At 55.8% G+C, this 11,847-nt stretch carries 11 protein-coding genes and 1 riboswitch; of the genes, 7 read left to right on the top strand and 4 right to left on the bottom strand.

Annotated elements, in window-relative coordinates; translation table 11 throughout:
• Positions 1–395 (bottom strand): phosphoenolpyruvate carboxylase (locus HP459_RS16410; RefSeq protein ID WP_253939648.1); only part of this gene is annotated, 395 nt, incomplete at its 3' end.
• Positions 396–701: 306 nt separating this feature from the next.
• Positions 702–1,853 carry an acetylornithine deacetylase gene (gene argE, locus HP459_RS16405; RefSeq protein WP_015569956.1) on the bottom strand — a complete coding sequence of 384 codons (1,152 nt, stop codon included), beginning with the start codon at positions 1,851–1,853 and terminating at the stop codon, positions 702–704.
• Positions 1,854–1,941: 88 nt separating this feature from the next.
• Between argE and argC the strand changes: the two genes are divergently transcribed.
• The 4 genes from argC to oxyR all read left to right on the top strand — a co-directional run bounded on the left by argC (position 1,942) and on the right by oxyR (position 6,431).
• Entirely contained in the window at positions 1,942–2,946 is a 1,005-nt protein-coding gene (gene argC / locus HP459_RS16400; RefSeq protein ID WP_023298889.1) for an N-acetyl-gamma-glutamyl-phosphate reductase, read from the top strand.
• A 6-nt stretch (positions 2,947–2,952) separates the two neighbouring features.
• Positions 2,953–3,729, top strand: coding sequence for an acetylglutamate kinase (argB, locus tag HP459_RS16395; RefSeq protein ID WP_094948456.1), 777 nt, complete (start codon positions 2,953–2,955; stop codon positions 3,727–3,729).
• A gap of 105 nt (positions 3,730–3,834) precedes the next feature.
• Positions 3,835–5,208, top strand: coding sequence for an argininosuccinate lyase (gene argH / locus HP459_RS16390; RefSeq protein WP_171936495.1), 1,374 nt, complete (start codon positions 3,835–3,837; stop codon positions 5,206–5,208).
• Between the two features lie 305 nt (positions 5,209–5,513).
• Positions 5,514–6,431, top strand: coding sequence for a DNA-binding transcriptional regulator OxyR (gene oxyR / locus HP459_RS16385; RefSeq protein WP_022649783.1), 918 nt, complete (start codon positions 5,514–5,516; stop codon positions 6,429–6,431).
• Here oxyR and sthA read toward each other — a convergent pair.
• Positions 6,414–7,814, bottom strand: a complete 1,401-nt coding sequence (gene sthA / locus HP459_RS16380; RefSeq protein ID WP_003862057.1) for a Si-specific NAD(P)(+) transhydrogenase — start codon at positions 7,812–7,814, stop codon at positions 6,414–6,416. The genes oxyR and sthA overlap by 18 nt on opposite strands.
• A gap of 196 nt (positions 7,815–8,010) precedes the next feature.
• On the opposite strand from sthA, the gene fabR reads away from it, so the two are divergent.
• Complete coding sequence (fabR, locus tag HP459_RS16375; RefSeq protein WP_003862059.1) at positions 8,011–8,649, top strand: HTH-type transcriptional repressor FabR; 639 nt, start codon at positions 8,011–8,013, stop codon at positions 8,647–8,649.
• 9 nt (positions 8,650–8,658) lie between these two features.
• Positions 8,659–9,018, top strand: coding sequence for a YijD family membrane protein (locus tag HP459_RS16370; RefSeq protein WP_017383113.1), 360 nt, complete (start codon positions 8,659–8,661; stop codon positions 9,016–9,018).
• A 90-nt stretch (positions 9,019–9,108) separates the two neighbouring features.
• Here HP459_RS16370 and trmA read toward each other — a convergent pair whose 3' ends face one another.
• On the bottom strand, positions 9,109–10,209 hold the full coding sequence (trmA, locus tag HP459_RS16365; RefSeq protein ID WP_023298887.1) for a tRNA (uridine(54)-C5)-methyltransferase TrmA: 1,101 nt from the start codon (positions 10,207–10,209) through the stop codon (positions 9,109–9,111).
• 104 nt (positions 10,210–10,313) lie between these two features.
• Positions 10,314–10,490: riboswitch (cobalamin riboswitch) on the top strand.
• 65 nt (positions 10,491–10,555) lie between these two features.
• Between trmA and HP459_RS16360 the strand changes: the two genes are divergently transcribed.
• The coding region (locus HP459_RS16360) for a TonB-dependent receptor (RefSeq protein ID WP_171936494.1) at positions 10,556–11,847 on the top strand (1,292 nt) is incomplete at its 3' end.

Genomic DNA, 11,847 nt, shown 5'->3' with positions numbered 1-11,847 from the left:
TCCAGCGAAAGGGATTCCACCGCTTTTTTGATGGTCGCTTCGTTGAGGTTGGGCTGGTCTTTGAGTTTACGAAGGGTGCGGGCAATGACTTCCGGGTTGCTGGCCGCTTCGCCTTTTGGCGAAATGCTGTGGTATTGCTCAGCGGTGTTTGCCAGGTTCAGAAACTGGCTGAAGGCGCGGGCAACGGGCAGTAGCTCATCATTAGAGAGGTTCTGCAAGGTGGTGAGCAGCTCCTGACGATTGGCCTCGTTACCGGCGCGGGAAGATTTGGACAGCTTGCGGATGGTTTCAACACGGTCGAGGATGTTCTCCCCCAACGCATCTTTGATGGTATCTCCAAGCACTTTGCCGAGCATACTGACATTACTACGCAACGCGGAATATTGTTCGTTCATAAAAACCCAGTCACCCCATCATTTTTGTTTATGCCCAGGCGAAAATTTTCTGGACATTATTTTGTCATCTCCCTTTATAAAGCCACGTAAAACCCCCGTCGTCAATTGCTGCGAAAACGGTTCAGCAGATGAATAAATGCGGGCAATTTACGAAATTTAATTCGTATTGCGTCAGATAAGAGATGCTTATGGGAATGTGACGGAGATCGCGGGATTTACTCCCCTCACCCTAACCCTCTCCCCAAAGGGGAGAGGGTACTTGAACACCCTCTCCCCTTTGGGGAGAGGGTAGGGTGAGGGGCCGTTTTAATGCCAGCAGAAGTGATGCACAACCTGGGTAATGAGTTCGCGGGTGGGCTTGATGAAGCGGGTTTCGAGATATTCGTCCGGCTGGTGGGCCTGGTTGATGGAGCCAGGGCCCAGAACCAGCGTCGGGCACAGGGTCTGAATAAACGGCGCTTCGGTACAGTAGTTCACCACGTCGGTTTTCTCTCCGAGCAGTTTTTCCACCACCTGAACCAGCTGGTGGTCAGGCGGGCATTCGTAGCCTGGAATCGGCGGATGCAGTTCGGAGACCGTCAGACGTCCCGGCCAGCGCTCGCTGACCGGTGCCAGCGCTTCGTTCAGTAAGCCATCCAGATCGCTCAGCGTCATGCCTGGCAGAGGACGGATATCCATATGCAGTTCGCAGCAGGCGCAGATACGGTTGGACGCATCACCGCCGTGCAGGCTGCCGAGGTTCAGCGTCGGATACGGCACGGTGAACGCCTCGTAGTGATAGCGCTCTTTTAGATCGTCGCGCAGGGTCATGATGCGGCCAATCGCGTCATGCATCAGCTCAATGGCGTTCACGCCGCGCGCCGGATCGCTGGAGTGACCAGACTGGCCCAGCACGCGCACTGCGGTAGAAATATGGCCTTTGTGCGCCCGAATCGGTTGCAGAGAGGTAGGTTCACCGATGATCGCGCAGTCCGGGCGAATCGACGTGTTTTCAGAGAAATACCGTGCGCCCGCCATGCTGGTCTCTTCATCGGCGGTCGCCAGAATGTAGAGCGGCTTTTTCAGCGTTGTCACGTCCACGTCACGCAGCGCGTCGAGGATAAAAGCAAAGAAGCCTTTCATGTCCGCCGTGCCGAGACCGTAGAGCTTGTTGTCGTGCTCTGTCAGGGTGAACGGATCGCGGGTCCAGCGGCCATCGTCAAACGGCACGGTGTCAGTGTGACCAGCCAGCAGCAGGCCGCCAGCGCCATGTCCGGTGCTGGCGAGCAGGTTAAATTTGTGACGTGTTCCGGGGACGGGCTGAACCTCAACGTTAAACCCAAGATCGCTAAACCAACCCGCCAGCAGATTGATTAAAGACTCATTGCTCTGATCCAGCGCTTCTTCCGTTGCGCTGATGGACGGTGTGGCAATCAGGGCGCGGTAAATCTCGATAAATGGCGGTAAGTTCATTTTCATTGTTGACACACCTTAGGTCGTGATAGTATCAATATTCATGCAATAAATGTGAATAAAAATACATTAACGTTGAGCATAAAGGAACCCGATGTTGAATACGCTGATTGTAGGCGCTAGCGGTTATGCGGGCGCAGAGCTTGTAAGCTACGTGAATCGCCACCCACATATGACCATAACCGCTTTGACCGTGTCAGCGCAAAGCAATGATGCCGGAAAGTTAATTTCCGATTTGCATCCACAACTTAAGGGCGTGGTTGATTTGCCTTTGCAGGCCATGTCTGACATCAGCGAGTTTACCGACGGCGTTGACGTGGTGTTTTTAGCCACCGCACACGAGGTCAGTCACGACCTGGCGCCGCAGTTTCTGGCAGCCGGTTGCGTGGTCTTCGATCTCTCCGGCGCGTTTCGCGTAAACGACAGCGCGTTCTACGAAAAATATTACGGTTTCACCCATCAGCATCCGGATCTGCTTGAAAAAGCGGTGTACGGCCTGGCGGAGTGGAGCGCCGATAAACTGAAAGAAGCGAACCTGATTGCCGTGCCGGGCTGCTACCCGACGGCGGCGCAGCTCTCCCTTAAGCCGCTGATCGACGCGGGTCTGCTGGATCTTGACCAGTGGCCGGTGATCAACGCCACCAGCGGCGTGAGCGGCGCCGGGCGCAAGGCCGCGATCTCCAACAGTTTCTGCGAAGTGAGCCTTCAGCCGTATGGCGTGTTTAATCACCGTCATCACCCTGAAATCACCACCCATCTGGGCGCGGAGGTGATCTTCACCCCGCACCTCGGTAGCTTCCCGCGCGGGATCCTTGAAACCATTACCTGTCGCCTGAAGCCGGGCGTGACCAAAGACCAGGTGAGCGAAGTCTTCACGCAGGCGTATGCGGATAAACCACTGGTGCGTCTGTATGACAAAGGCGTACCAGCGCTAAAAAACGTGGTCGGCCTGCCGTTCTGCGACATCGGCTTTGCCGTGCAGGGCGAGCACCTGATTGTGGTCGCCGCAGAAGATAACTTACTCAAAGGCGCTGCCGCACAGGCAATGCAGTGTGCAAATATTCGTTTCGGCTTCCCTGAAACGCAGGCTCTTATTTAAGGTGTGATGATGAACCCATTAATTATCAAACTCGGTGGTGTACTGCTGGACAGCGAAGAAGCGCTGGAGCGCCTGTTTACCGCGCTGGTGAACTATCGTGAATCACATCAACGTCCGCTGGTGATTGTCCACGGCGGCGGCTGTGTGGTGGACGAGCTGATGAAAGGGCTCAACCTGCCGGTGATTAAGAAAAATGGCCTGCGCGTCACGCCTGCCGACCAGATTGACATTATTACTGGTGCGCTGGCGGGGACGGCGAACAAAACGCTGCTGGCGTGGGCGAAGAAGCACCACATCGCGTCCGTTGGTCTCTGTCTGGGCGATGGCGATAGCGTGAAAGTGACCCAGCTCGACGAAGCGCTTGGCCATGTTGGACTGGCGCAGCCAGGTTCGCCTAAGCTGATTAACACCCTGCTGGAAGGTGGTTTTCTGCCGGTGGTGAGCTCAATCGGCGTGACCGAAGAGGGCGAGCTGATGAACGTCAATGCGGACCAGGCGGCAACCGCGCTGGCGGCCACGCTGGGCGCAGACCTGATCCTGCTCTCCGACGTGAGCGGTATTCTGGACGGCAAAGGCCAGCGTATAGCGGAAATGACCGCCGCAAAAGCCGAACAGCTGATCGATCAGGGCATTATCACCGACGGCATGATCGTTAAAGTTAACGCCGCGCTGGATGCGGCCCGCACGCTGGGCCGCCCGGTGGATATCGCCTCCTGGCGTCACGCAGAGCAGCTTCCGGCGCTGTTTAACGGCACGCCGATTGGCACGCGTATTCTGGCTTAAGATTCTGTGCCGGATGGCGCTTCGCTTATCCGGCCTACCTGAATTTTGTAGGCCCGGTAAGCGCAGCGCCACCGGGCAAAAATATCATCATTAAGGAAATTCGTTATGGCACTTTGGGGTGGGCGTTTTACACAGGCAGCGGATCAGCGGTTCAAACAGTTCAACGACTCTTTGCGCTTCGACTACCGCCTGGCCGAACAGGATATTGTCGGCTCTGTGGCCTGGTCCAAAGCGCTGGTGACCGTTGGCGTGCTGACCGCAGACGAACAGCAGCAGCTGGAAGAGGCGCTGAACAACCTGCTGGAAGAGGTGCGTCTGGATCCGGAGCAAATCCTCCAGAGCGATGCCGAAGATATTCACAGCTGGGTGGAAGGCAAACTGATCGACAAAGTCGGCCAGTTGGGTAAAAAGCTCCATACCGGGCGTAGCCGTAATGACCAGGTGGCGACCGACCTGAAGCTGTGGTGCAAAGAGACCGTCGGCGAACTGCTGGCGGCGAATCGTCAGCTGCAGAGCGCGCTGGTGGACACCGCGCAGAGCAATCAGGATGCGGTGATGCCGGGTTATACCCACCTGCAACGCGCGCAGCCGGTGACGTTCGCGCACTGGTGTCTGGCCTACGTTGAGATGCTGGCGCGTGATGAGAGCCGTTTACAGGATACCTTAACGCGTCTGGACGTCAGCCCGCTGGGCAGCGGCGCGCTGGCCGGTACGGCTTATGAAATCGACCGTGAGCAGCTGGCAGGCTGGCTGGGCTTTGCTTCCGCCACCCGCAACAGCCTGGACAGCGTCTCTGACCGTGACCACGTGCTGGAGCTGCTGTCGAATGCCTCTATCGGGATGGTGCACCTGTCGCGCTTTGCCGAAGACCTGATCTTCTTTAACTCTGGCGAAGCGGGCTTCGTCGAGCTGTCCGACCGCGTGACGTCCGGCTCCTCCTTGATGCCGCAAAAGAAAAACCCGGATGCGCTGGAGCTGATCCGCGGTAAGTGTGGCCGCGTGCAGGGCGCGCTGACCGGCATGATGATGACCCTGAAAGGGCTGCCGCTGGCATACAACAAAGACATGCAGGAAGACAAAGAGGGGCTGTTCGACGCGCTCGACACCTGGCTGGACTGTCTTCATATGGGCGCGCTGGTGCTGGACGGCATTCAGGTGAAACGTCCTCGCTGCCAGGAAGCGGCGCAACAGGGCTATGCTAACTCTACCGAGCTGGCAGACTACCTGGTGGCGAAAGGCGTACCGTTCCGCGAGGCGCACCATATTGTGGGTGAAGCGGTAGTGGAAGCGATTCGTCAGGGTAAAGCCCTTGAAGAGCTGGCGCTTGCCGACCTACAAAAATTCAGTGCGGTTATTGGGGAGGATGTCTACCCGATTCTGGCCCTGCAATCCTGCCTGGATAAGCGTGCGGCGAAAGGTGGAGTCTCGCCGAAGCAGGTGGCGCAGGCGATTACGGACGCGAAAAACCGGTTGGTTTGAATAGTGCGGGCTGGTGCCCTCACCCCGGCCCTCTTCCACAGGGAGAGGGAGAAAAACGGAGCCTGGCTTAGTGCCGGGCTTTTTTATACGCAAAAAAAAGCGGACCACGGGGTCCGCAAAAGTTCACGTTGGCTTTAGTTTTTCGAGTTTTGAGAGAAACTCGCTGACGGTGCGGGGTCGTTTTGGGTCAAACACGTGCCGCCTCGTCTATGTGATGTATTATTCAACAGAATGCTTGATAGGGATAATCGTTCGTTGCTATGCTATCTATCGCCATGAACTATCGTGGCGACGGAGGATGAATAATGAATATTCGTGATCTTGAATACCTGGTAGCGTTAGCTGAGCATCGCCATTTTCGCCGCGCGGCAGACTCCTGCCATGTCAGCCAGCCAACGCTGAGCGGTCAGATCCGCAAGCTGGAAGATGAGCTGGGCGTGATGCTGCTGGAGCGCACCAGTCGTAAGGTACTGTTCACGCAGGCAGGTCTGCTGCTGGTGGATCAGGCGCGCACCGTACTGCGCGAGGTCAAAGTGCTCAAGGAAATGGCAAGCCAGCAGGGGGAGGCGATGTCCGGCCCGCTGCATATTGGCCTGATCCCAACCGTTGGCCCGTATCTGTTGCCGCAAATCATTCCGCTGCTGCACCAGACGTTCCCGAAACTCGAAATGTACCTGCATGAAGCGCAAACCCATCAGCTGCTGGCGCAGTTAGACAGCGGCAAGCTCGACTGCGCGATCCTGGCGCTGGTCAAAGAGAGTGAAGCGTTTATTGAAGTACCGCTGTTCGATGAGCCGATGATGCTGGCGATCTATGAAGATCACCCGTGGGCGAACCGCGATCGCGTGCCGATGGCCGATCTGGCCGGAGAAAAGCTGCTGATGCTGGAAGACGGCCACTGTCTGCGCGATCAGGCGATGGGCTTCTGCTTCGAAGCGGGTGCAGATGAAGATACCCATTTCCGCGCAACCAGCCTGGAAACGCTGCGTAACATGGTCGCGGCGGGAAGTGGCATTACGCTGCTGCCTGCGCTGGCCGTGCCGCGCGAGCGTAAGCGTGATGGCGTGGTCTATCTGCCGTGTATTAAGCCAGAGCCGCGTCGCACGATCGGCCTGGTTTATCGTCCGGGTTCACCGCTGCGCAGCCGCTATGAGCAGCTGGCAGAGGCCATCCGTGGTGCAATGGATGGCCATTTCGACAACGCGTTAAAACAGGCGGTTTAAGCCGTTCAGCGCAGCTACCCGATAGGCTTCCGCCATGGTCGGGTAGTTAAAGGTGGTGTTAACGAAGTACTCGATGGTGTTGCCACCACCTTTTTGCTCCATGATCGCCTGGCCGATATGAATGATTTCCGCGGCACGTTCACCAAAGCAGTGAATACCGAGGATCTCTTTCGTCTCGCGATGGAACAGGATCTTCAGCGTACCCACGCTCATCCCCACAATTTGTGCGCGCGCCAGGTGTTTAAACTGGGCACGACCCACCTCGTAAGGCACCTTCATGGCCGTCAACTGCTGCTCGGTTTTGCCGACAGAACTGATTTCCGGGATGGTGTAGATGCCCGTCGGGATGTCCTCGATCAGATGCGCCGTCGCTTCACCTTTCACCAGCGCCTGTGCGGCGATGCGGCCCTGATCGTAAGCAGCGGAGGCCAGACTTGGGTAACCAATAACGTCGCCCACCGCGTAAACGTGCGGCAGCGCAGTCTGGTACATGCTGTTGACCTTGAGCTGACCGCGGCTGTCGGTTTCAAGCCCGATATTCTCCAGCTGCAATGAATCCGTGTTGCCGGTACGGCCGTTGGCATACAGCAGGCAGTCCGCCTTCAGCTTCTTACCAGATTTCAGGTGCATGATCACACCGTCGTCGCAGCCTTCGATTTTCTCGTACTCTTCGTTGTGGCGAATCACCACGCCACTGTTCCAGAAGTGGTAGGAGAGGGAATCTGACATCTCCTGATCGAGGAACGCCAGCAGCCGGTCGCGGGTGTTGATCAAATCAACTTTGACCTCCATTCCCCGGAAAATCGACGCATATTCACAGCCAATCACGCCCGCGCCATAGATGATCACATGGCGTGGCTCGTGGTGCAGGCTGAGGATGGAGTCGCTGTCGTAAATGCGTGGATGAGAGAAGTCCACGTCTGCCGGATGATATGGGCGCGATCCGCAGGCAATCACAAATTTTTCAGCGGTGAGCGTCTCAACCGAACCGTCGTGGCACTCCAGCGCCAGGGTGTGTTCATCTACAAAATGCGCGTTACCCTGCAGAATTTCACAGTGGTTGCGCTCATAGAAACCCTGACGCATGCGCGTCTGCTGGTTAATGACCGTGTCTGCGTGATTCAGGATATCGGCAAAAGAAGAACGAAGAAGTCGGGAGTGGTCGCTGTAAAGAGGGTTCTGGTTAAATTCGATAATGCGGCTAACGGCGTGGCGGAGGGCTTTCGAAGGGATGGTGCCCCAGTGGGTGCAACCGCCGCCGACATTATGGTAGCGCTCAATAACCGCTACTCTGGCTCCCTGTTTTACCAGACCCATAGCAGCACCTTCGCCGCCGGGGCCGGAACCAATAACTATTGCGTCGTAATCGTAGGAATGTGGCATGGCAAGGCTTACCTGTTCTTATACATAAAAGCAACAGAATCATAACATCATTGCCTGGGTAACCCAATTATCGTTGTGCTTTTTTCGGGCAGTGGAGCACAAACCGCGCGTAAACAATCATTCACAAAGCCAGGTAAACAGATTAATTTTATTCTCTGGTATAGTGCCAACGGGCCTTTGGAAGGATTCAACTATCGTGATGGGCGTAAGAGCACAACAAAAAGAGAAAACCCGGCGTTCGCTGGTGGAAGCCGCATTCAGTCAACTGAGTGCTGAGCGGAGTTTTGCCAGTTTAAGCCTGCGCGAAGTGGCGCGCGAGGCCGGGATTGCGCCAACGTCCTTCTATCGTCATTTCCGTGATGTGGATGAACTGGGCCTGACCATGGTCGACGAGAGCGGTTTGATGCTGCGCCAGCTTATGCGTCAGGCGCGTCAGCGTATTGCCAAAGGCGGCAGCGTGATCCGCACCTCCGTGTCGACATTTATGGAATTTATCGGCAATAACCCTAACGCGTTTCGCCTTTTGCTGCGCGAGCGCTCTGGCACGTCGGCGGCGTTTCGTGCCGCCGTCGCGCGTGAAATTCAGCATTTCATCGCGGAACTTGCCGACTATCTTGAACTCGAAAACCATATGCCGCGTGCGTTTACTGAAGCACAGGCCGAGGCGATGGTGACCATTGTTTTCAGTGCGGGTGCCGAAGCGCTGGATGTCAGCATTGAACAACGTAAGCAACTCGAAGAGCGACTGGTATTGCAACTGCGGATGATTTCTAAAGGTGCGTACTACTGGTATCGCCGTGAACAAGAGAAGTTGGCACATCAAAACGATGAGTGAAGGTGAGTAATGAAACAGTCAGGTCAGGATAAAGGAACGCTGTTGCTGGCATTGATCGCTGGCTTATCCATTAACGGTACGTTTGCGGCGGTTTTCAGCTCAATTGTACCGTTCTCGATTTTCCCGATTATCGCGCTGGTGCTGACGGTGTATTGCCTGCATCAACGTTATCTGAACCGCACCATGCCGGTTGGGTTACCGGGGCTGGCCGCAGCCTGTTTTATTCTGGGTGTATTGTTGTACAGCACCGTGGTGCGTGCAGAGTATCCGGATATCGGTTCTAACTTCCTGCCTGCGGTGCTGTCTGTGGCGCTGGTGTTCTGGATTGGCTCGCGCATGCGTAGCCGCAAGAGCCAGTTACCAGAGTAAAGGGTTTTGTCATTGTAGGCCGGATAAGCGAAGCGCCATCCGGCTTTTTTGGCAGGTGGCGCTTCGCTTACCTGCCCTACAAGGCCCACATTACTTCGCCGTGAGCAGTACGCCGCACTCCATATGGTGCGTATATGGGAACTGATCGAACAGCGCCAGACGTTCAACCTTGTGCGTCTGGCTTAATGTTTCCAGATTCTTGCACAGCGTCTCCGGGTTACAGGAGATGTACAAAATACGCGGGTACGCCTGCACCATCTTCTCGGTTTCGCTGTCCAGGCCACTGCGCGGCGGATCGACAAAAATTGTCTCACACTGGTAGCTCTTCAAATCAATCCCTTGCAGGCGGTTAAACTCACGTACGCCGTTCATCGCCTGGGTAAACTCTTCTGCCGCCATACGAATGATCTGCACATTATCAATATGGTTAGCGGCGATGTTGTACTGCGCGGCGGCCACCGACGGTTTGGCGATTTCCGTCGCCAGCACGCGTTCGAAGTTACGCGCCAGCGCCAGCGAGAAGTTGCCGTTACCGCAGTAGAGCTCCAGCAGATCGCCCGTCGACCCTTCCGTCGCATTCAGCGCCCACTCCAGCATCTGCACGTTCATTGCCGCATTCGGCTGGGTGAAGCTGTTCTCCACCTGACGGTAAACCATCTCTTTTCCTGCCACCGGCAAACGCTCGTCGATGTAATCCTGGTCCAGCATGATTTTGGTTTTGGTCGCGCGGCCAATCAGGTGCACGTTGATGTTCTGCGCGCGCAGCGCATCGCGCAGGGCTTCTGCCTGCTCGCGCCACTCGTCGGTCAGCGCTTTGTGATAGAGCAGAGAGACAATGGCCTGATTGCTTTGGGTGGTCAGGTAGTCAATCTGGAACAGCTTGTTGCGCAGCACCGGATTAGTGCGCACACCGTCGATCATCAGCGTCATTAGCTGGTTGATAAGCTCACTCGCCGCCGGGAAACTGTCTACGCGAATCCGGGATTTCGTCTGCTGATCGAAAATGATGTGGTACAGGTCATCGCCATCGTGCCAGATGCGAAACTCAGCGCGCATACGGTAGTGGCTGACCGGAGAACGAAACACCTCGGGAACGGGCGCGTTGAAAGGCGTCATCATACTTTGCAGGCGGACAACTTTTTCTGCCAGCTGTGCGTCGTACTGTTCTGTCGGGAGGTGTTCGGGGGTCATGATGCGTCCTGAGTGATAAAGAATTACGCGGGGATTGTAGGGATTGTGCAGTGGATGTCCAGATTTAATGGCTAATAGCTATCTGGACATCTATACGTGTCTAATTGTAGCATTCTGTTTCCGGTCTCCTGAGAGTGAAAAGGGAATCCAGTGCAAATCTGGAGCTGACGCGCAGCGGTAAAGACTGGCGGGATGAGAGTTGTAGACACTGTGAAAACGGGAAGTCTTCATCCGTATAACGCCACCCAGCCCGAAGACCTGCCGGGATCACGTCGCATTTGGTTTCATCATCGCGTGCTATCGATGAGGCCTGCGGCATCCTTCTTATATTGTGGATGCTTTAACAATGATTAAAAAAGTATCGCTGTTGACGGCGTTTTCCGTCACGGCATTTTCGGGCTGGGCGCAGGAAAGCGCCGACTCGTTGGTGGTGACAGCAAACCGTTTCGAACAACCTGAAAAATCTGTTCTGGCTGCGACTTCTGTCGTGACGCGGGCCGATATCGACCGCTGGCAATCCACCACGGTTCTGGATGTCATGCGTCGCCTGCCTGGCGTAGATACGGCACAAAATGGCGGGATGGGGCAGCTCTCTTCTCTCTTTATACGCGGTACGAACTCCAGCCATGTCCTGATTCTCGTCGATGGGATCCGCCTTAACCAGGCGGGCGTCACGGGGTCGTCCGATCTCAGCCAGTTTCCGATCTCCCTGGTGCAGCGCATCGAATATCTTCGTGGACCGCGTTCGGCGGTGTACGGCTCGGATGCGATCGGTGGCGTAGTCAACATTATCACTACGCGTGCGAAGGATGGCACAACGCTGAATGCTGGCGTTGGGACACACGGCTTCCAGAATTATGGTGGCAGCACCCAGCAAACATTGGGTGAAAGTACGCGCGTTACGCTGGCGGGGGATTACACCTACACAAAAGGCTTTGACGTCGTTGCTGACGGTAATAACGGCGGCCTTGCCCAGACCGATCGCGACGGCTTTATGAATAAAACGCTCTACGGCGCACTGGAGCATGCTTTCTCTGAGCAATGGAGTGGTTTCGTTCGCGGCTATGGTTACAGCAACCGTACCGCCTATGACGGCTATTACAGTTCATTTACCCCTGATGTGCTGGTTGATACCCGCCAACTCTATAGCCAGACCTGGGATGCCGGATTGCGGTTTAACCGGGATGTTTTCCATTCACAGTTGCTCTCCAGCTACAGTCACAGCAAAGACTACAATTACGATCCGCACCTTGGACGCTATGACTCCACAGCAACCCTGGATGAAATCAAACAGTACAATGTTCAGTGGACCAACTCAGTTGACGTGGGACATGGCAACATCGGCGCGGGCGTTGACTGGCAGAAACAGAGCACCGAGCCGGGTACCAACTACGTAACCAACGCCTATGACCTGCGTAACACTGGCGTCTACCTGACTGGGTTGCAGCAGTTTGGAGATTTCACTCTGGAGGCGGCGGCCCGCAGCGATGACAACTCTCAGTTTGGTCGCCATGGTACCTGGCAAAGTAGCGCAGCCTGGGAGTTCGTTGACGGTTACCGCTTCATAGCCTCTTATGGCACGGCCTATAAAGCGCCGAATCTGGGTCAGCTCTATGGCTTCTACGGCAATACCCATCT

This window comes from Enterobacter sp. CM29, assembly GCF_013179605.1.
Taxonomy (GTDB): Bacteria; Pseudomonadota; Gammaproteobacteria; order Enterobacterales; family Enterobacteriaceae; genus Enterobacter; species Enterobacter intestinihominis.
This window is presented reverse-complemented; position numbering and strand designations above follow the sequence as displayed.